Source organism: Streptomyces sp. DSM 15324, assembly GCF_001514285.1.
In the GTDB taxonomy this organism is placed as follows: domain Bacteria; phylum Actinomycetota; class Actinomycetes; order Streptomycetales; family Streptomycetaceae; genus Streptomyces.
The window spans coordinates 232,145-251,991 of the sequence record NZ_KQ949023.1 but is presented as its reverse complement, the minus strand read 5'-3'; the positions used below and the strand labels follow the sequence as shown (position 1 = coordinate 251,991).

The 19,847-nt window shown below is 71.3% G+C and carries 20 protein-coding genes; 7 read left to right on the top strand and 13 right to left on the bottom strand.

All coding sequences use genetic code 11. From position 1 onward, the window contains the following. Nucleotides 1-138: 138 nt before the first annotated feature. The 4 genes from AQJ58_RS01100 (at nucleotide 139) to AQJ58_RS01085 (ending at nucleotide 4,956) form a co-directional block, all read left to right on the top strand. Nucleotides 139-1,467, top strand: a complete 1,329-nt coding sequence (locus tag AQJ58_RS01100) for an ABC transporter substrate-binding protein (RefSeq protein ID WP_067243926.1) — start codon at nucleotides 139-141, stop codon at nucleotides 1,465-1,467. Between the two features lie 5 nt (nucleotides 1,468-1,472). Further along, nucleotides 1,473-2,483, top strand: a complete 1,011-nt coding sequence (locus AQJ58_RS01095) for a carbohydrate ABC transporter permease (RefSeq protein ID WP_067243924.1) — start codon at nucleotides 1,473-1,475, stop codon at nucleotides 2,481-2,483. A gap of 35 nt (nucleotides 2,484-2,518) precedes the next feature. Further along, nucleotides 2,519-3,412 carry a carbohydrate ABC transporter permease gene (locus AQJ58_RS01090; RefSeq protein WP_067243922.1) on the top strand — a complete coding sequence of 298 codons (894 nt, stop codon included), beginning with the start codon at nucleotides 2,519-2,521 and terminating at the stop codon, nucleotides 3,410-3,412. 110 nt (nucleotides 3,413-3,522) lie between these two features. After that, the gene (locus tag AQJ58_RS01085; protein ID WP_067243920.1) at nucleotides 3,523-4,956 is read left to right on the top strand and encodes a GH1 family beta-glucosidase; all 1,434 of its coding nucleotides are present in this window, start codon (nucleotides 3,523-3,525) and stop codon (nucleotides 4,954-4,956) included. A 187-nt stretch (nucleotides 4,957-5,143) separates the two neighbouring features. On the opposite strand, the gene AQJ58_RS01080 is transcribed toward AQJ58_RS01085, so the two are convergent. Beyond that, nucleotides 5,144-5,554, bottom strand: coding sequence for an ATP-binding protein (locus tag AQJ58_RS01080; RefSeq protein WP_067243917.1), 411 nt, complete (start codon nucleotides 5,552-5,554; stop codon nucleotides 5,144-5,146). A gap of 165 nt (nucleotides 5,555-5,719) precedes the next feature. Here AQJ58_RS01080 and AQJ58_RS01075 point away from each other — a divergent pair, with 165 nt between their 5' ends. Together AQJ58_RS01075 and AQJ58_RS01070 are read left to right on the top strand one after the other, a co-directional pair. Next, the gene (locus AQJ58_RS01075; protein ID WP_234359923.1) at nucleotides 5,720-6,658 is read left to right on the top strand and encodes a helix-turn-helix domain-containing protein; all 939 of its coding nucleotides are present in this window, start codon (nucleotides 5,720-5,722) and stop codon (nucleotides 6,656-6,658) included. A gap of 9 nt (nucleotides 6,659-6,667) precedes the next feature. Then, nucleotides 6,668-6,859, top strand: coding sequence for a DUF397 domain-containing protein (locus AQJ58_RS01070; protein ID WP_067243911.1), 192 nt, complete (start codon nucleotides 6,668-6,670; stop codon nucleotides 6,857-6,859). On the opposite strand, the gene AQJ58_RS01065 is transcribed toward AQJ58_RS01070, so the two are convergent. The 10 genes from AQJ58_RS01065 to AQJ58_RS01025 form a co-directional block, all read right to left on the bottom strand. Then, entirely contained in the window at nucleotides 6,849-7,400 is a 552-nt protein-coding gene (locus tag AQJ58_RS01065) for a 2'-5' RNA ligase family protein (protein ID WP_234359961.1), read from the bottom strand. The two genes, AQJ58_RS01070 and AQJ58_RS01065, sit on opposite strands and share 11 nt — an antisense overlap. Before the next feature lie 149 nt (nucleotides 7,401-7,549). Next, a complete protein-coding gene (locus AQJ58_RS01060) occupies nucleotides 7,550-9,565 on the bottom strand; it encodes a beta-galactosidase (RefSeq protein WP_067243909.1) in 2,016 nt (671 codons plus the stop codon). Beyond that, entirely contained in the window at nucleotides 9,565-10,839 is a 1,275-nt protein-coding gene (locus tag AQJ58_RS01055) for a TIM-barrel domain-containing protein (protein ID WP_067243908.1), read from the bottom strand. The genes AQJ58_RS01060 and AQJ58_RS01055 overlap by 1 nt, the downstream gene beginning before the upstream one ends. A gap of 25 nt (nucleotides 10,840-10,864) precedes the next feature. Further along, nucleotides 10,865-11,752, bottom strand: coding sequence for a carbohydrate ABC transporter permease (locus tag AQJ58_RS01050; protein WP_067243906.1), 888 nt, complete (start codon nucleotides 11,750-11,752; stop codon nucleotides 10,865-10,867). Then, complete coding sequence (locus tag AQJ58_RS01045) at nucleotides 11,749-12,726, bottom strand: carbohydrate ABC transporter permease (RefSeq protein ID WP_067243905.1); 978 nt, start codon at nucleotides 12,724-12,726, stop codon at nucleotides 11,749-11,751. Before AQJ58_RS01045 ends, AQJ58_RS01050 begins: the two co-directional genes overlap by 4 nt. Nucleotides 12,727-12,746: 20 nt before the next feature. Beyond that, the gene (locus AQJ58_RS01040; RefSeq protein ID WP_067243904.1) at nucleotides 12,747-14,063 is read right to left on the bottom strand and encodes an ABC transporter substrate-binding protein; all 1,317 of its coding nucleotides are present in this window, start codon (nucleotides 14,061-14,063) and stop codon (nucleotides 12,747-12,749) included. A 174-nt stretch (nucleotides 14,064-14,237) separates the two neighbouring features. Then, a complete protein-coding gene (locus AQJ58_RS45800; protein WP_420712126.1) occupies nucleotides 14,238-14,411 on the bottom strand; it encodes a hypothetical protein in 174 nt (57 codons plus the stop codon). A gap of 5 nt (nucleotides 14,412-14,416) precedes the next feature. Next, nucleotides 14,417-14,560, bottom strand: coding sequence for a hypothetical protein (locus AQJ58_RS45795; protein WP_420712125.1), 144 nt, complete (start codon nucleotides 14,558-14,560; stop codon nucleotides 14,417-14,419). 936 nt (nucleotides 14,561-15,496) lie between these two features. Next, nucleotides 15,497-16,867 (bottom strand): HAMP domain-containing sensor histidine kinase, encoded by a 1,371-nt coding sequence (locus tag AQJ58_RS01030; RefSeq protein ID WP_067243900.1) that lies wholly within the window; start codon nucleotides 16,865-16,867, stop codon nucleotides 15,497-15,499. Beyond that, nucleotides 16,864-17,571, bottom strand: coding sequence for a response regulator transcription factor (locus tag AQJ58_RS01025; RefSeq protein WP_067243896.1), 708 nt, complete (start codon nucleotides 17,569-17,571; stop codon nucleotides 16,864-16,866). The genes AQJ58_RS01030 and AQJ58_RS01025 overlap by 4 nt, the downstream gene beginning before the upstream one ends. 122 nt (nucleotides 17,572-17,693) lie before the next feature. Between AQJ58_RS01025 and AQJ58_RS01020 the strand changes: the two genes are divergently transcribed. After that, entirely contained in the window at nucleotides 17,694-18,209 is a 516-nt protein-coding gene (locus tag AQJ58_RS01020) for a hypothetical protein (protein WP_067243893.1), read from the top strand. A 91-nt stretch (nucleotides 18,210-18,300) separates the two neighbouring features. Here AQJ58_RS01020 and AQJ58_RS01015 read toward each other — a convergent pair whose 3' ends face one another. Both AQJ58_RS01015 and AQJ58_RS01010 read right to left on the bottom strand, forming a co-directional pair. Then, nucleotides 18,301-19,173, bottom strand: coding sequence for a spermidine synthase (locus AQJ58_RS01015; RefSeq protein ID WP_067245590.1), 873 nt, complete (start codon nucleotides 19,171-19,173; stop codon nucleotides 18,301-18,303). A gap of 52 nt (nucleotides 19,174-19,225) precedes the next feature. After that, nucleotides 19,226-19,630 carry a hypothetical protein gene (locus tag AQJ58_RS01010; protein WP_067245588.1) on the bottom strand — a complete coding sequence of 135 codons (405 nt, stop codon included), beginning with the start codon at nucleotides 19,628-19,630 and terminating at the stop codon, nucleotides 19,226-19,228. Between the last annotated feature and the right edge of the window lie 217 nt (nucleotides 19,631-19,847).

Below are 19,847 nucleotides of genomic sequence, written 5' to 3'. Positions count from 1 at the left end.
ATCACTTGTGGGAGCGCTCCCACGGTACCTGACACATACACATCCCGCACGTTCCCCGCCCGAGCCGCAGCGAGAGACAACGGGCCCAACAATGCAGTTGGCCGGGGGGTCGGCACGTCAGGGCAACAGGAGGACGCAATGCGCGCACGTACCCGAACCGCCCGCCGGGTGGTGGTCCTCGCGGCGGTCGCGTCGCTGGGCGCCGGGCTGCTGGCCGGCTGTGCCGACGACGGCGGCGACGACGCGACCGACGGTTCGTCGTCCGGCGGCGGCAAGGGCAAGACCACGATCACCCTGGGGCTTTTCGGCACCTTCGGCTTCAAGGAGGCCGGGCTCTACACGGAGTACGAGAAGCTCCACCCCGACATCAAGATCGCCGAGAACGTCACGGAGAAGAACGAGAACTACTACCCGGCGCTCGTCAACCACCTCACCACCAACAGCGGCCTGATGGACGTCCAGGCCATCGAGGTGGGCAACATCGCGGAGGTCGTGGCCACGCAGGCGGCCAAGTTCGAGGACCTGTCGAAGGTCTCGGGCGTCGACAAGAGCCAGTGGCTGGACTGGAAGTGGTCCCAGGCCACCACGAAGGACGGCCAGACGATCGGCCTCGGCACCGACGTCGGCCCGATGGCCATCTGCTACCGCAAGGACCTCTTCCAGGCGGCCGGTCTGCCCACCGACCGCGAGAAGGTCGGCGCGCTGTGGGCGGGCGACTGGAACAAGTTCATCACCGCCGGCGAGCAGTACAAGAAGAAGGCCAAGGCGGGCACGTTCTTCATGGACTCCCCCGGCGGCCTCCTCAACGCGATCCTCAGCAGTGAGAAGGAGAAGTTCTACGACTCCTCCGGCGAGATCATCTACAAGTCGAACCCGGCCGTGCGGGCCGCGTTCAACCTGAGCGCGAAGGCCGCCGAGGAGGAACTGGTCCAGGCCCAGTCGCAGTTCACGCAGCCCTGGAACACGACGATCGCCCAGAGCAAGTTCGCCACCATCGCCTGCCCGCCGTGGATGCTCGGCACCATCAAGGCCAACGCCAAGGCCGAGGACGCGGGCAAGTGGGACGTGGCCGTCGCGCCCAAGTCCGGCAACTGGGGCGGATCCTTCCTGGGCGTGCCCAAGAGCGGCAAGCACGTGAAGGAGGCCGAGGAGCTCGTCAAGTGGCTGACCGCGCCCGAGCAGCAGGCGAAGCTCTTCAAGGTGCAGGGCAACTTCCCGAGCGCGCCGGCCACGTACACGATGGCCGAGGTCACCGGCGCCAAGAACGCGATGACCGGTGACTCGCCGGTCGGCACGGTCTTCTCCGAGGCCGCCAAGACCGCCCCGGTGCAGGTGATCGGCCCGAAGGACCAGATCATCCAGCAGGGCCTGTCCGACAACGGCGTCTTCCTCGTCACGAAGGGCAAGTCGGCGGCGGAGGCCTGGGCCACGGCCACCAAGACCATCGACAACAACCTGGACAAGTGACCCGTATGGCCACCCGTCACGACACCGCCGCGCCCCCCGCGAAGGAGGGGGGCGCGGCCCCGGGCCGCCCGCCCTCCGTCGCCTCGGAGGCCGAGCAGCGGCGCCGGGCCCGGCTGTCCCGCCGTTGGCAGCGGGACAAGCGCTGGAGTCCCTACGCCTTCGTCTCGCCGTTCTTCCTGCTGTTCCTCGCGTTCGGCCTGTTCCCGCTCGTCTACACCGGCTGGGCGTCGCTGCACCAGGTGGAGCTGACCGCGCCCACCGACATGACGTGGGTGGGGATGCGCAACTACACACGCATCTTCGACGACGACTTCTTCTGGAACGCGGCGCGCAACACCCTGACGATCGGGATCATCTCGACCGTTCCCCAGCTGCTGATGGCCATGGGCCTCGCCCACATCCTCAATTACAAGCTGCGCGCCTCGACCTTCTACCGGGTCGCCATGCTCGCGCCGTACGCGACCTCGATCGCGGCCGCCTCGCTGGTCTTCGTGCTCCTCTTCGGGCGCGACTACGGCATGATCAACTGGGGGCTGCACTTCGTCGGGATCGACGCGATCGACTGGCAGAACGACAAGTGGCCGTCGCAGATCGCCGTCTCCTCGATCATCATCTGGCGGTGGACCGGCTACAACGCGCTGATCTACCTGGCCGCGATGCAGGCGATCCCGCAGGACCTGTACGAGTCGGCGGCGCTGGACGGCGCCAGCCGCTGGCAGCAGTTCCTGCACGTGACGCTGCCGTCGCTGCGGCCGACGATCCTGTTCACGGTCGTCGTCTCCACGATCGGCGCCAGCCAGGTCTTCGGTGAGCCGCTGCTGTTCGACGCCAACAAGGGCGCCTCGGGCGGCGCGGAGCACCAGTTCCAGACGCTGGGCCTGTACCTGTACGAGCAGGGCTGGGTGAACCAGCACCTGGGCCGGGCCTCGGCGATCGCCTGGACGATGTTCCTGATCCTGATCGTGATCGGCATCGTCAACTACGTCATCTCGCGCCGGCTGCGCGCCAGTAGTTAGGAGTACCGGCCGTGACGACGACGACAACGACCGCGATGTCCGCGGAACCCGAGGACGCCGTGCCGACGGCCCGCAAGGTGCGCCGGCCCAAGTCCGCGCGGGCCGGCGGGCAGATGCACGGCGGCCCGATCGCCTACCTCGTCCTGGGCGTGTTCACCTTCGTTTCGCTGTTCCCGCTGGTGTGGACGGCGATCGCCGCGTCCCGCGACAACAACCGGCTGGCGCAGAACCCGCCGCCGTTCGTGTTCGGCTCCAACCTCTTCCACAACGTGGACCTGGCCTGGAACGACGCGAACCTGGGCAAGGCCTTCGTCAACACGACGTTCGTGGCCGGGGTTTCGGCGGCGACGATCGTGTTCCTCTCCACGGTCGCCGGTTTCGCCTTCGCCAAGCTGCGGTTCAGGGGCAAGGGCGCGCTGATGCTGATCGTGATCGGCACGATGATGGTGCCGCCGCAGCTGAGCGTGATCCCGCTGTACATGATGGTCGCCAAGCTGGAGTGGACCGACCAGCTCCAGGCGGTGATCCTGCCGTCGCTGGTGAGCGCGTTCGGTGTGTTCTTCATGCGGCAGTACCTGATCCAGGCGCTGCCCGACGAGATCATCGAGGCGGCCCGGGTGGACGGCGCGAGCAGCTGGCGCGTGGTGTGGCACGTGGTGTTCCCCGCGGCGCGCCCCGCGATGGCGGTGCTGGGCATGCTGACGTTCGTCCAGACGTGGAACGACTTCCTGTGGCCCTTCCTGGTGCTGAGCCAGACCGGCAACCCCACCGTGCAGGTCGCCCTCGCGGGCCTCGGCCGCGGGTACACTCCGGACCAGTCACTGATCATGGCGGGCGCCCTGGTGGGCACGCTGCCGCTGCTGGTGATCTTCGCGATCTTCGGCAAGCAGATCGTGGGCGGCATCATGCAGGGCGCGGTGAAGGGCTGACCTCTCGCGATACGGGGGCCGGGTCACCGCCGCCCCGCCCCTCCTCACCCCACTTCCCCCCAATCTCGTCGGCCTAGTCGGTCTCGACGACCATCCATGGGAGCGCTTCCATGACTGATCCCGTCACCCCTGTGACCTTTCCTCCCGCCTTCCTCTGGGGCGCGGCGACCTCCGCGTACCAGATCGAGGGGGCGGTGCGGGAGGACGGCCGCACCCCTTCGATCTGGGACACCTTCAGCCATACGCCGGGCAAGACCCTCGGCGGCGAGCACGGTGACATCGCTGTCGACCACTACCACCGCTACCGCGAGGACGTCGCGCTGATGGCGGAGCTGGGCCTGAACGCCTACCGCTTCTCCATCTCCTGGTCCCGGGTGCAGCCGACCGGCCGGGGTCCGGCCGTCCAGCGCGGCCTGGACTTCTACCGCCGGCTGGTCGACGAGCTGCTGGCGAAGGGCATCAAGCCCGCCGTCACCCTCTACCACTGGGACCTGCCGCAGGAGCTGGAGGACGCGGGCGGCTGGCCGGAGCGCGACACCGCGTACCGGTTCGCCGAGTACGCGCAGATCGTCGGCGAGGCGCTGGGCGACCGTGTGGAGAACTGGATCACCCTGAACGAGCCCTGGTGCAGCGCGTTCCTGGGCTACGCCTCCGGGGTGCACGCGCCCGGCCGCACCGACCCGGCGGCGTCCCTGCGCGCGGCCCACCACCTGAACCTCGCCCACGGCCTCGGCACCACGGCGCTCCGCTCGGTGATGCCGGCCCGCAACGCGGTGGCGCTCAGCCTCAACTCCTCGGTCGTACGGCCTCTTTCGGAGTCGCCCGCCGATCTGGCGGCGGTCCGCAGGATCGACGACCTGGCCAACGGCGTCTTCCACGGCCCGATCCTGAAGGGCGCGTACCCGGAGACGCTGCTGGAGGCCACCTCGTCCCTCACCGACTGGTCGTACGTCCTCGACGGCGATCTGCGGGCGATCAACCAGCCGCTGGACGCGCTGGGCCTGAACTACTACACACCCACGCTGGTCTCGGCGACGCGGGAACAGCCGAAGGGCCCGCGCACGGACGGCCACGGCGCGAGCGAGCACTCCCCCTGGCCGGCGGCGGACGACGTCGCCTTCCATCAGACCCCGGGCGACCGCACGGAGATGGGCTGGACCATCGACCCGTCGGGCCTGCACGAGCTGATCATGCGGTACACGAAGGAAGCCCCCGGCCTGCCGCTCTACGTCACGGAGAACGGCGCGGCCTACGACGACAAGCCCGACGCGGACGGCCGGGTACACGACCCGGAGCGGATCGCCTACCTGCACGGCCACCTCGCGGCGGTGCGCCGGGCCATCGCCGACGGCGCGGACGTGCGCGGCTACTACCTGTGGTCCCTGCTGGACAACTTCGAGTGGGCGTACGGCTACGGGAAGCGGTTCGGGGCGGTCTACGTGGACTACGCGACGCTCACCCGGACCCCGAAGTCGAGCGCGCACTGGTACGGCGAGGCGGCCCGCACGGGCACCCTGCCGACACCGTCACCCGAAACCACCTGACCGGGGGCAGGGGAGGGGCGCGGCACGTCGAGGGGGCGTGCCGCGCCCCGGTGGTTTCTCCAGCAACAGGTCGAAGGCGCCGGCGTCCGCTCGCGCCGCGAGCCGGGCCAGAGCGAGCGCGCGCATCTTGAGCATGAGGGCCTCCTGGACATCCGAAGCTTCTTCGCGTGTCGCCACCCGGCCCCGCTCAGCGGTTTCCCAGTTCGAACCAGGTCGACTTGCCCGGCCCCGGCCCATGGGTGCAGACACCCCAGGCATCGGCGCCGTAGGAGATGAGCTGTATGCCGCGGCCGCCTTCGTCGTCGGGACCGGCGGCCGACGTGCGGACGACGGGCAGGCCCGGCGCGGCGTCCTGGACGAGCACACGCAGGCAGGCGGCGTCGGCCCAGCCGACGTGGAGGGTGACGGGGTCGGCACAGCCCTTGTCGGCACAGGCGTTGATGGCGTTGGTGACGGCCTCGGAGGTGAGGAGCACCGCGGTGTCGGTGAGTTCGGGGTGGGGGGAGTTGACGAGGAGGGTACGGACGGTGTCGCGGGCGGCGCGGACCCAGGCGGGGTGCGGCGGGAAGGTGAGGGTGACGCTGGGCGGGTCTTCCATGGGGGCTCCCGGGTCGGCGGATGTCGTGGGGTTCCACGCGGTGACCAGGTCCGGGCCTCGACAAGTGGGGTGAGGGCGGGGGTACTTCCTCGTGGGGCTTGTTGTCGACGGTAGAAGCACGCTTGGTGAAGTTACAACCGTGTACGCCGAGTTACGCTCTCATGGGTGACGGCCGCCCAAGCGGGTGGACGATCCCACGGACGCCAAGAGACACTGCGCCGCATGCCACCCAGGACGAACCCGAGCGAACGCCAGCGACGCCTGGGCGTGGAACTGCGCAGACTCCGTGTACGGGCCGGACTGTCAGGGGATGCCGCCGCCGAGGTGATCGAGGCCGAACGAACCCGGATCAGCCACATCGAGAGCGGCAGGGTGGACGTGCCCCGCAACGGCCTCTACCGGTTGCTCCGCGCTTATGGATGCCCTGAGGGCGCTTACTTCGAGAGCCTGATGGAGATGGCCCACGAGAGTGGAAGGGGCTGGTGGGGCGAGTACAGCGACACGATCGGTCCGGCGGCTCGGGATCTGGCCGAGCTCGAATCCCGTACAACCGTGCTACGGACGCACGAGCCGATGCTCGTCCCGGGAATGCTGCAGACCGAAGAGTACGCCCGTGCCGTCCTCGCGACCACCGAATCGGATCCCCAACGGGCCTCCCGCTATGCCCAGTTCCGCCTGGCGAGACAACGCGTGCTGACCGGCGCGTCCCCCCTGACGTATCACGCGGTCATCCATGAGGCCGCGCTCCACACACGCGTGGGCGGAACGGCAGTCATGCGCAAGCAACTCCTGCGGCTGATCGAGGTGTCTCGGTTGCCGAATGTGACCGTACAGATCTTCCCGTTCGAGGCCGGAAACTACGCCGCTCACACCCAGTCGTTCGTCCTCTACGGCGCTTCTGCTCCCGAGCTGGATACGGTCTACCTGGAGCATCCGACCCAGTCGCTCTTCCTCCGGGATGGAAAGCAGCTCGACGAGTACGCCAAGATGTTCGAGCGACTCTCGGAACTGGCCCTGCCCCCGGTCGACCCCGAGTCGGCACCGGAGTCGCACGAGTCCCGGGACTCGCTGAGCCTCGTCCAGCACGTGATGTACACCTTGTGAGAGGAACACATGCCCCAACTCACCTGGCAGAAGTCGTCGTTCAGCTCGGGCGGTGAGGGGAACTGCATAGAACTGGCCGAGTCCGCCCCCTCCCGTCTCCACCTCCGCGAAAGCGACCACCCCCACGAGATCGCCGCCGTCGCCCCTGACGCCCTCGCGGAACTTCTGCGCGCCCTGAAGTCCGGCACCCTCACCCGCTGAAGCCTGGGTACATCAGCGGGAAGGCGGCCCGTCGGCGCCACCGCGTCCCGTCGTGGACCAGCAAGTCGACCGCCGAGACCCGCGTGACGACGGGGAGACCGGCGAGCAGGTCGGCCTCGGCCTTCTCCACGACCGCCTCGTCCTGGCCCTGGGCGACCGTCAGATGCGGGACCACCTCGTCGAACCGACCGCCGAACGGCGGGTGCTCCGGCCACCGTTCCACGATCGCCTCGGTGAGGCTCCTGAATCCGGCGCCCGTTTCTGGGGCGAGGTACAGCACTCCGGGGAACCGTCCGCAGCGGTCGAACCGGGCCTCGAAGGACGCGTGCCGGCCCATCACCTCACCGATCGCGGCACAGACCCCCTCATCGAGGCGGCTCGCGTCGAGAAACGGGAAGAGAACCGTGACATGAGCCGGAACACCGGCAGCGGCCGAGGGGTCAAGCCGTTCACGCCATGCCCGCACCAAAGGCTCCGCCTCCGGAACCCTCACGATCAGCCCCGACCGGCCCGCCCGGACTTCTCGCGCGTCGTCATCCATCATCGCCGCCGTCCCTCACCGGGCCCCGCTCCGGGATCGTCCGTCGCACCCCCGCCCCGCCGCTCGATGAGGGTGCCCAGGCCGTCGAGGGTGCGGGACAGCGTAAGGAGGCCCCCGAGTCGACGACAAGGGGGCCTCCAGGTCGGGGACTACACCGCGCGCGGCTCCCGTACGACCGCCACCCCGCCCGGGGGCACGGACACCGAACCGCCCAGCACCGGCTTGCCGCCCAGCAGTTCCACCGCCCCGGCGCCGACGGCGATCTCCGCCCCCGAGCCCGCGTGGTCGATCAGGAACAGATAGTCGGCCTCGGCGCCCCGGCGCCGGACCGCCTCCACCCCCGGCGGCAGCACCGCGTCCAGCACCGGCCGTACGTCCGTCTCCTCGCGGATCCGCAGCAGCAGCGCGGCCAGGGTCCCGGCGTCGGGCAGGGTCGCCACGTACCAGGCCGTACCGGCGCCGTAGCCGTGCCGGGTGATCGCCGGGACACCGGCCAGCGGGCCGTCGGCGTACGAGGCCACGGCCTGCGCTCCGGCGAGCCGCACCCGCTCGGACCACAGCGCCCCCGACCCGCCGGAGTCCAGGGCGACCTCCTGGCCCGGCAGCAGCGGGAACAGCTCGTCCGTCCGCACGCCCAGCGCCTCCCGGAACGCACCCGGGTAACCGCCCAGCCGCACATGGCAGTTCTGGTCCACGGCCCCGCTGTGGAAGCCGACGACCAGCGTGCCGCCGCGCTCGGCGAAACCGGTGAGGTTGGCGGCGCCCGCGTCGTCCACGAGGTACAGGCTGGGGGCCAGGACCAGCCGGTACGCCGACAGGTCCGCGTCCGGCCGTACGAAGTCCACGGCGACGCCCGCCCGCCACAGCGGCTCGTACCAGGAACGCACGACCTCCAGGAAGCGGACCGCCTCACTGGGCTGCGAGGGCATTGCCAGCGCCCACTTGGCGTCCCAGTCCCAGACGATCGCCGTCTCGGCGGTGCCGGTGCTGCCGCGCACCTCGGCGAGCGCCTTGAGGTCCGCGCCGAGGGCCACCACGTCCCGCCAGATCACGCTGTCCGTGCCCGCGTGCGGCAGCATCGCCGAGTGCCACTGCTCGGCGCCCGCCTTCGCGGCCCGCCACTGGAAGTAGGCGATGCCGTCGGCGCCGCGCGCCACGTGCGCGAGGGCGTTGCGCTGCAACTCGCCCGGCCCCTTGGCCCGGTTGACGGGCTGCCAGTTCACCGCCCCCGTGGAGTGCTCCATCAGCAGCCAGGGACCGCCCGCCAGCGACCGTACGAGATCGCCGCTCATCGCGATGTCGATCTGCGACTCGGGGTCGGTGGAGCGCAGGTAGTGGTCGTTGGAGACGATGTCCAGCGTCGGCGCCCAGCGCCAGTAGTCCAGCGCGTCGAAGTTGTACATCACCATGAAGTTGGTGGTGGCGGGGGTCGCCGGAGCGGCCTCGGCCAGCACCTCGCGCTCCGCCGCGCACAGCGCCAGCAGCTCGTCGCTGCAGAAGCGGCGCCAGTCCAGCCGGTGGGTGGGGTTGGGGACCGCGCCCGTGGCCCGCGGCGGGATGATCTCGTCCCAGTCGTAGTACCACTGGCTCCAGAAGGTGGTGCCCCAGGCGTCGTTGAGCGCCGCGAGGTCGTCGGCGTACTTCGCCCGCAGCCAGCGGCGGAACGACGCGGCGCTCGTGTCGCAGTAGCACTCGGCGTTGTGGCAGCCGTACTCGTTGTGCACGTGCCACATGACGACCGCCGGATGCGCGGCGTACCGCTCCCCCAGCGCCCGCGCGATCCGCAGGGCGGCCTCGCGGTAGGCCGGGCTCGACGGGCAGAACGTCTGACGGCTGCCGTACGCCAGCCCGCGGCCGTCCCGGTCCACCGGCAGCGCCTCGGGGTGGGCCTTGAAGAACCAGGCCGGCGGGGCCGCCGTCGGGGTCGCGAGGTCGGCCGCGATGCCGTGGGAGTACAGCAGGTCGAGGACGCGGTCGAGGCGCGCGAAGTCGTACTCGCCCTCGGACGGCTCCAGCAGCGCCCAGGAGAAGATGTTGACGCTGACCATGTTCACCCCGGCCTCGGCCATGAGGCGCACGTCCTCGGCCCAGACCTCCTCCGGCCACTGCTCGGGGTTGTAGTCACCGCCGTACGCGATCCCGGGGACCTTCAGTTCTCGTTCCATCACTCGCCTCCCGACAGCAGCCGGCGCGTGGTGTCCACGCCCCACGGATCAAGGGTGAGGAGACGGTCGCCCGAGGCCCTCAGGCCGCCCGTCGCCTCCAGGTGCGCGGCCCATCGCTCGCGCGTCTCCACCGCCGGACGGGCCAGGAGGCAGTCCGGGTCGTTGGTCCACAACCGGCCGTGCTGCCACTGCCGGGCGGCGCCGGTGAACTCGGCCGCGGCCTGCCCGGGCCGGCTGAGGTCGCCGCCCTCGGGGGTGCGGTGCGGTGCCGTGTCCGGGCTGACCCGCATCGCGTCGAACAGGCCGATCGACGGCAGGATCGGCGCGCCGCCGCCCAGCAGGTGGGCCTCGGGGCCGACCGCGGCGCGGATCAGCGCGATCCCGTCGCGGTACGCCGTCAGCGGGTCCACGGGTGCGTGCCGTACGCCGTCCAGGGCGCCCGCGTCCAGGAAGTCGAGCCGGAAGCAGTCGTAGCCCTCGGCCCGCAGGGTGGCGAAGACCTCGCTCAGGTGGGCCGCCGCCCCGGGGTGCGTGGTGTCGAGGGCGTACACGTCGTGGCCCCCGTGGTGGGCGGCGCGCGCGAGGCCGCCGTCGGTGGAGCGGACCAGCCAGTCGGGGTGCCCGGCGGCGAGGTCGCTGCCGGGGTCGACGAGGAAGGGCGCGATCCGGATGCCGGCACGGCGGCCCCGGGCGCGGATGGCCTCCGCGATCCCCCGGCGGGAGCGGAAGCGGCCGGAGGGCGTGAGCCGGTCGCCGAGCGCCTTCTGGTGGCCGTCGTCGATCTGGACGACGTCGATCGGCAGGTCCAGGGTGTCCATCGCGCGGAGGTTCTCGTGGATGTCGTCCTCGGTGACCTCGGTGGCGTACGCGTACCCGGAGCACCAGACGGTGGGGGCCGGGCGCGGCGCCGGGACCCCGAGGCCGGACGCCCACTCGGCCAGCACCGACTGGATGTCCGTGCCCGTGAACTCCTTCACCGGCCGGTCGGCGCTGATCTCCGCCACCGGCCCGGCCGTGGCGAGGCGGATGGAGGGCACCTCGCGGACCGGGTCCGGCGCGGCCCACAGGCGGACGGGCGAGCCGTCGCCGGGGTCGAGCGCGAGCAGGCCCTCGCCCTGGAAGACCCCCCCGGGGCCGGCGCCCCCGGGGCGGTGCGGGCGGGCGTCGAGGGCGTAGGCGCCGCTCGGACTCCGGGACTGCCGGCCCTCCTCGTGGACACGGGCGCGCCGTGGGTCCACGGGGACGGCAGCCACCGGGGTGAAGGGGTGGTGCACGGGGGTCTCTTTCGGACGGGAGGGCTCAGCCCTTGTTGGCGCCGAGCGTCAGGCCGCTGACGAACTGCCGCTGGAGCGCGAAGTACACGATCAGCGTGGGGATCGCGGTGAGCAGGGCACCGGCGGCGACCAGGTTGGGGTCGGTGAAGTACTGGCCGGAGAGGTTGTTCAGGGCCGAGGTGATCGGCATGTTCTCGCCGGTGGAGATCAGCACGATCGCCCAGAAGAAATCGTTGTAGATCCAGATGGAGAGCAGGGTGGCGAGGGCGGCCATGGCGGGCTTGCACAGCGGCAGCACGATCTGCCAGTACAGACGCCACACGGACGCGCCGTCGACGAGGGCGGCCTCGGTCAGCTCGTGCGGCAGCGAGCGCATGTAGTTGCTGAGCACGAACGCGCAGAAGCCGGACTGGAACGCGACGTGGATGAGGACGAGCCCCAGCGCCGAGTCGTACAGCTTGCCGCTCACGGTGATGCCGGGCAGGTCCACCAGCAGGTACAGCCGGTACAGCGGGGTGATGATCACCTGCTGCGGGAGGAGGTTGCCGGCGGTGAAGACCAGGAGCAGGAAGAGGTTGACCCGGAAGTCGAAGCGGCTGACGTAGAAGGCGACGCAGGACGACAGGAACAGGGTCAGCAGCACCGCGGGGACCGCGATGAGCAGGGTGTTCCCGAAGTAGTGGACCATGTCCGACTGCGTGAAGGCGTTGGTGAAGTTGTCCAGGCTCAGCTTGTCGGGCCAGGAGACGTAGCCCTTCTCGCTGGTCTCGGCGTAGGGCCGCAGGGCCGCGAACAGCGCCCACAGCAGCGGCGCGAGCCAGGCCAGGGAGGTGACGACGAGGAACGTGTGCAGCAGGATCCGGGCGGGGCGCACGGGGGTGCGCTGCTTCAGGGGCAGGGCGGGGGTGCTCATGCGCTCCGCTCCTTCCGGAAGGTCGAGATCAGGTACGGGATGATCACCGCGAGGGAGATCAGCAGCAGGACGACGGCGATGGCGGAGCCGTATCCGATGCGGCTGGACTCGCCGATGATGTTGTTGGTGACCAGGATCGACAGCAGCTCGGTGCCCTGGGCGCCCTTGTTGAAGACGAAGACGAGGTCGAAGGCGCGCAGGGCCTCGATGATCGTCACGACGAGGACGACGGTGTTGGTGGGGCGCAGGGTGGGGAAGATGACGTTCTTGAACGTCTGCCACTCGTTCGCGCCGTCCAGCGAGGAGGCCTCGCGCAGGGACGGGTCGACGCCCTTGAGGCCGGCCAGGTAGAGAATCATCATGTAGCCGGTGTGGCGCCAGCAGGCCGCGACGAGGATCGCCCACAGGTTGAGGTGCGGGTCGCCGATCCAGTCGATGTAGTGGCCGGGCTTGTTGGCCCCGATGATGCTGTTGATCAGGCCGGTGTCGGGGTTGTAGACCAGCTGCCAGACGAATCCGGTGACCGCGAGGGAGACCACGACGGGCAGGAAGTAGGCGGTCTGGTAGACGCGGGAGAAGCGGATCTTCTTGTCGAGCTGGACGGCGAGGAAGAGCCCGAGCGGGGTCGGGATCAGGATCAGCACGACGAACCAGATGACGTTGTGCTGGACGGCCGGCCAGAACTGCGGGTTGTTGGTGAACAGCTCCTTGAAGTTGTCCAGCCCCACCCACTTGATGGAGTCGAAGCCGATGCCGTCCCAGGTGGTGAAGGCCAGCGCGATGGAGGCGAGGGCCGTCAGCCAGACGAGGGCGACGTGCAGGATCGTCGGCACGCCGGCCATCAGGCCGAGCGTGAGCCGGTCACGGCGGGTCAGCAGGCGGCGGTGGCCCTGCGGAGCCCGCTTCTTGGGGGACGCGCCCCGAGGCGGCCGGGTGGCCGCCTGCGAGGACTTCGTGGTGGTGTCGGTGCTCATGGGTATCGGGCGCCCGGCTCTCAGTTGGACGCGAAGATCGTCTTCTTCTGGCGCTCGATCGAGGTGAGCAGGCTGTCGATCCCCTTCGGGTCGCGGACGAACTTCTGCAGCGCCGGCTGCATGACCGTGGAGGTGAAGTCGGGGCGGCTGTCGCGGTCCATGAACTGCGTCAGGCTCTTGGCGCCCGAGATCATGTCGTACGCCTTCTTCTGCAGCGGCGTGTAGGAGGAGGTGTCGGCCTTGCTGGAGGCGGCCACCACGCTGGCGTCGGCCTTGAGGTAGATCTGCTCGGCCTCGGGGGTGCCGAGGAACTGGAGGAGCTTGCTGACGCCCTCCTTGTTCTTCGGGGCCTTGGAGACCATGAAGCCGTCGGTGGGCGCCTCGACGGTGTCCTGCCCGAACTGCGGGTTGATCTCCGGGAAGGCGAAGAAGTCGAGGTCGTCCAGGTCCGCCTTGTTGGTGAACTGCTGGGCGACGAAGGAGCCGAGCAGGTACATGCCCGCCTTCTTCGACACCAGCGTCTGGGCGGCGTCCTGCCAGGTACGGCCCAGCGAGCCCTCCTGGTGGTACGGCAGCAGCTCGGCCCAGTGGTCGAAGGTGGCCTTGACCTTCGCGTCGGTCCAGGCGACCTTGCCCGCCATCAGCTCGACGTGGAAGTCGTAGCCGTTGAGCCGGAAGTTGATCTGGTCGAAGGTGCCCATGGCCGGCCAGGCGTCCTTGTCGCCGAAGGCGATCGGGGTCAGCCCGTCCTTCTTCATCTGCTTGCAGAGCGCGACCAGCTGGTCCCACGTCGTCGGGACGGTGTAGCCGTGCTGCTGGAAGACGCTCTTACGGTAGAAGAGCGCCCAGGGGTAGGTGTACAGCGGCACGAAGTAGTACTTGCCGTCCGCGCCCTTGCTGAGCTTCTTCATGGCGTCGGGGAAGTTGTCCCCGATCTTCTGCCACACGTCGTCGATCGGGGACGCCAGGCCCTTGGCCGCGAAGAACTGCATGCGGTAGCCGGCGAACCAGTTGAACACGTCGTCCGGGGTGCCCTGGAGGTAGGAGTTGATCTGCTCCTGGAACGTGTTGTGGTCCTTGGTGTTCACGTCGACCGCGATACCGGACTGCTTCTTGAAGGCCGCGTAGATCTCGGCGAACGCCTTCTTCGGCACCGCGTCCGACGCGTTGGAGCCGAGGCTGACCGACTTGGGGTCGGAGGAGGTGCCGCTGCCGCCACAGGCCGACAGCAGCGGTATGCCGGCACCGAGGACGGCCGCGCCGCCTATGCCGCGCAGCAGGGTGCGACGGCTCGGGGAGGGGAGGTGGAGGCGGCCGGACGGGGAGAGGTCGTGCATGAAGCGGCTCCTGACAGCAAGGTTCGGTCATGGAGGTCTGGCTGAGACTTCCGGTCTTAATCGACCAGAAATCAACTTGACCGAACATCGGGGTGGCGCAATAACAGCCGTATGTCCACTCATGCGTCAAGAGCCGCCACCTTCATTTGTCGAAACGTAATCGACACACCTTGATCACCTTCTCGGCCATTCCATGATCATTTCCGGCCACCCGAGGGCGGCGAAGGCCCTTGAGGAGTCCCGCGCCGCCGACCGCATCGACAGCCACGCCAGCCCCTTCGACTTCGCGAAGGCGACGAGCCGGGTGGCGCCCTCGACCGTGAAGACCTCCGTGGCGACGTCGTTCACCCCGATCACGGAAGTGGCCGCCACCGCCTTCCGGCCGCGCCGTCGCCGAGGCCGAACCCGCTCTTGACCTGTGCCTGGACAGCGGTGGCCGCCTGTTCGGCGCAGGTGCCCATGTCACCGCCGTACGCCGGACCGTAGCCCATCGCCATGACATTCACAGTGTCGACTTTCACACCATTTGCCTTGGCGTCCGAGAGCAAAGTCACGCCGTCCCGGGTGAGCCCCTCCGGCGTCACCGGGAGGTGAGGAGACGTCCGGTCCGGGGTGCTGCCGCCGGAGCTTCGCGACCGCCCGGGCGCGCCGGGTGTTCGCCGCCGCGTTCGGCGGCGCCCCGCCCTCCACGTCGAAGTCGACCTGGGTGAGCCGGTAGGCGTCCACGACCTTCCCGTACGCCGCCGCCGGGGCGTCCCCCGAGGAGCCGCTCGCCCGCCGAAGGAGACCCGGACGTCCCCGCCCTTCGCCCGGAGCGCCCCGATCCGGGCCGCCACCGCGTCGCCCGCGAGATCCGTCACCCCGCCCCACTTCGGCGTACAGCCGCCGCCGTCGGGTCAGGAAGGCCGGCTTTTGAAGTCCTTCACGCCACTGGTCGGGCCCGGTTCCCGGTCGTCGTCCTGGGGTTCGGCGACTCGCGGCCCGGGGGCGCGGGGCTCGGTGGCCGGGGGCGCGGGGCCCGGCGGCTCCCGGCCCGGGGCCCGGCGTCTCGCGGCCGGGGGCGCGGGGCTCGGCGGCCCGGCGTCTCGCGGCCGGGGGCGCGGGGCTCGGCGGCCCGGCGTCTCGCGGCCGGGGGCGCGGGGCTCGGCGGCCCGGCGTCTCGCGGCCGGGGGCGCGGGGCCCGGCGGCCCGGCGGCCCGGCGGCCCGGCGGCCCGGCAAGCCTCGGGGGCGCAGGGCTCGGCGTCTCGCGGCCCGGGGGGCGCGAGGCCCGGGGCCCGGGGCTCGGCGGCTCGCGGCCCGGCGGGGCTCGGCGGCCCGGGGCCCGGCGACTCGCGGCCCAGCGGCGCAGGGCTCGGCGGCCCGGCGGGGCTCGGCGGCGCAGGGCCCGGCGACTCGCGGCCCAGCGGCGCGGGGCCCGGCGGCCCCGCCCGGGTCACACGGTCGTCGCCCGGCGTCGTCTGCGTACCGTTCCCCGGTGGCCCCGGCGGAGGGGTTCCCGGCCGTCCAGTTGGAGCCAGATGCGGATCTCCGTGCCGCCGAGGACCGAGCGGCCGATGCGGACGTCGCCGCCGGTGGACTCGGCGAGGCGGCGGACGATGTCCAGGCCCAGCCCGGTGGAGCCGGTGGCACCGGAACCACGGCCGCGGGCCATCGCCGCCTCCGGGTCGGGTATGCCGGGGCCCGCGTCCGAGACCAGGACGATCACCGCGTCCTCGCTGTTGTGGACGTCGACCGCGAAGGCGGTGCCCTCCGGGGTGTGCCGGAAGACGTTGCCGAGGAGGGCGTCCAGGGCCGCGGCCAGGTCGGCGCGGGCCACGGGTATGCGGACCGGGCGGTCGACCCCGGCGGTGCGGACCTTGCGGCCCTCGTCCTCGGCGAGCGCCGACCAGAACGCCATCCGCTCCCGGACCACCTCCGCCGCGTCGCACCCCGCCCCCGCACCGGGCGCCGTCGTCTGCGGCTTGGTCTCCCGGGCCGTACGGATGATCGTGTCGACCTCGCGCTCCAGCTGGGCCACCGCCGTGCGGGTCTGCTCGGCGGCCGGGGAGTCGCCGAGGGAGGCCGCGTTCAGCCGGAGCACCGTCAGCGGGGTGCGCAACCGGTGGGACAGGTCGGCCGCCAACTCGCGTTCGTTCGCCAGGAGCTGCACCACCTGGTCGGCCATCGAGTTGAACGCCACGGCCGCCCGGCGCAGTTCGTCCGGCCCCTCCTCCGGGACCCGGGCCCCGAGCTTCCCCTCCCCCAGTTCGTGCGCCCCCTCCACCAGCCGCCGGGCCGGCCGCACCATGCGCACACCCAGCCGGTCGGCGACCGCGACCGAGCCCAGGACCAGCGCGGTCCCGACCCCGGCCAGCACCGCCCACGCCGTGCCGACGCCGTTGGTGACCTCGGACTCCGGGACGTACACCTCGACCACCACCGTGCCCAGGCCCAGCGCGACCGGCTGGAGCAGCACGGAGCCGCCCGGCACATCCGCCGTCGAGGCGCGGCCCAGCTTCCGTACGGCGACGACGTCCGCCTCGGCGGCCCGCCGCCGGCCGAGGTCCACGGCGGCCCGGCCGTCACCGGCCGGCAGGTGCACGGCCATCCCGTCGTCCGAGCCGGCCGAGGCGACGACGCGCTCCAACTCCTCCCGGTCCGTGGTGATGGACAGGGCCGGGACCACCACCGCGGCCTCCCGCTCGGCGTTGGAGAAGGCGCGGTCGCGGGCCATCTCCCTGACGACGAGACCGAGGGGGACGGCGAAGGCGACCACGACCATCGTGGTGACCGCCAGACAGACCCTGACCAGTGCCCACCTCATCCCACGGCCCCCGCGTCCTCCGGCGGTTCGAGCTTCACGCCGACACCGCGCAGCGTGTGCAGATAGCGCGGGCTGGCCGCCGTCTCCCCCAACTTCCGCCGCAGCCAGGACAGATGGACGTCGATCGTCTGGTCGTCGCCGTAGGACTGCTGCCACACCTCGGCGAGCAGTTCCCTGCGCGGGACGACGACACCCGGCCGGCCGGCCAGGAAGGCCAGCAGGTCGAACTCACGGCGGGTGAGGTCGAGGCGTGCCCCGTCCAACTCGGCCTGGCGCCGCAGCGGATCGACGCTCAGACCGCCCACGCGCAGGACTCCGGAGGGCGGGGGCGCACCGGCTCCGGAGCGGGCCCGGCGCAGGACCGCCGCCATCCGCGCCGACAGGTGCTCCACCGAGAACGGCTTGGTCAGGTAGTCGTCCGCGCCCGCGTTCAGCAGCCGGACGATCTCCGTCTCGTCGTCGCGTGCGGTGGCGATGATGACCGGGACGTCTGTGACGCCGCGCAGCATCTTCAGGGCCTCGGAGCCGTCCAGGTCGGGCAGTCCGAGGTCCAGGATCACCACGTCGAAGCGGACATGCGCGACCTCGCGCAGCGCCTCCAGCGCGGTGCCGACGCTGCGCACCAGGTGCGAGGCGTCGGTCAGATGCCGGATGAGCGCCGAGCGGACGAACTGGTCGTCCTCGACCACGAGCACACGTGCCATGCGCCGCACCGTACGCCATGCCCTCGAACCCGGCCGGGGCCTGTGGACAACTCCGCTTCTGTGGACAACCGGTGTCCCGTCCGTGCGACACCCGTGCGAAGGGTGCGGCAAGATGGCCCGCTATGCGGAGCGGACTCGTACACCTACTGGCCTGGACGCTCGCCACGGGCGCCGCGGTCACCCTGTCGTGGTGGGGCGTCCACACCGTGATGGCGGGCACGGCCTACGACCCCCCGCGCGCCCTGCCGCTGACGGTGGGCGAGGTGACCTCCACCCCCCGGCAGCCGAGCCCCCGCCCCTCTTCCCCTACCGGCACGTCCGCCTCGCCCACCCCTTCCGCGGCGCGCCCTTCGGCGTCCCCGACCCGGAGCGGCAGCCCGGCCGGCACCCCGGCGGCCGCGAAGACAAGCCCCGCCGGGACGGTCAAGAGCTACGACACCGACGGCGGCCGGGTCGTCCTCGACCTCACCGGGACCTACGCGACCCTCGTGTCCGCCACCCCGGCCGCCGGCTGGTCGGTGCAGGTGTGGAAGACGGAGTCCTGGATCCGGGTGGACTTCGCCTCGGGCGCGGACCGGGTGTCGGTCTTCTGCACCTGGCACGACGGGCCGCCACGGGTCGACGTACAGACGTTCTGAGCGCCAGACGTCCCGAGCGCCAGATGTTCTGAGCGCCAGACGTCCTGAGCGACAGCCTTCTGCGGCACGAACCAACAAAAACCACCATCGTCTAGCGGAATACCGAGGGCGGCGGGGCCGGGGAGGCGACCGCCGCGGCGTCCGTCACCGGGGTCGCGCCGCCGGTGAAGTCGAGCAGCGGGCGGCCGTGCTCGACGCGGGCCGGATGCGGGTCGGAGGCCGCGCGGCGGGTCAGCTCGGCGATCGGCAGGGGGAGGTCAGCGGCCAGGAGCACGGCATTGCCGAACCGTTTCCCCCGGAGCACCGTGGGGTCGGCGACGAGGGCCAGCTCGGCGAAGCGGGCGGCGGCGGTGGCGATCTGGCCGCGCAGATGGGCCAGTGGCGGGCCGTCGGCGATGTTGGCGGCGTAGCGACCACCCGGCTTCAGCGCCCTGCGCACCTCGTCGAGGAACTCGGTCGAGGTGAGGTGGGCGGGGGTGCGGGCGCCGCTGAAGACGTCGGCGACCACGAGGTCGGCCCAGCCGTCCGGCACCTTGCCGAGCCCGTCCCGCGCGTCCACGGACCTGACCCTGATGCGGGCCCCCGGATCCAGCGGAAGCTCCCGGCGCACCAGGGCGACCAGGGCGGCGTCGCGCTCGACGACCTGCTGGGTGGAGCGGGGGCGGGTCGCGGCCACGTACCGGGCGAGGGTGAACGCGCCGCCGCCGAGGTGCACGACGTGGACCGGGCGGCCGGGCGGCGCGGCGAGGTCGACGACATGGCCGAAGCGGCGCTGGTACTCGAAGGAGAGGTACGCCGGGTCGTCGAGGTCCACGTGCGACTGCGGCGCCCCGTCGATGAGCAGGGTCCAGGCCCGCGCCCGGTCCCGGTCGGGCAGCAGCTCCGCGAGCCCCCCGTCGACGGCCTCGACGACGGCCGCCGGGTCGGCGCCGCGCTCGCGCCGGGTGTTCCTGGACTTCCCCATGAGGGCATCTTCGCAGGCGGCACGGTCGGCTCGCGCCGGCGCGGCGGTCACCTCACCGGCAGTTGTCCGCCGCCTCGATGGTCCGGGCCGCCTCGCCGAGGGCCCGGCGCAGCACCGCGGGATCGGTCGCGAGGTCCGCCTCGCCGGGCGGCAGCAGCCAGTCGGAGCCCTCCACCGGCGGCTCGGGGTCGCGTCTGAGGCCGCGCCCCTCGGTCGCCGTGCAGACGCTTCCCGGCAGGTCCCAGGCGGCGGCGGTGCCGCGGGGCACCAGGAAGCCGAGGGTGTCGCCGCCGTCGTCGTGCAGCACGGGCCCCACCGCCTCGGCCGCGCCCCGGCGCAGGATGTCGACCGCCTCCAGTCCCTGCCGGGTCGGCACCGTCACCAGGTCGCACGCCGGGCCCGCGGGCCCGAACGCCGACGACGGCGCACAAGGATCGTTGCTCCGGCTGGTCTCCATCCCGGCCTCCACCACACAGCCCGCTCCTGCAGTCCACAGCGTTCAACGCACGACCGCGTCAACGGCTACGGCGGAAGTCCGCCGCAAAGGATGGCAGTTCATGGCAGATCGTGGGGGAGAAATCCGGTTTGTGGCCAAACACCGCGTGGCCGCCCCATCACAGCAGGTACGTTCTTGCTCGCTGGACATCAGGTGATCACCGCCGGGCATCGGCTGC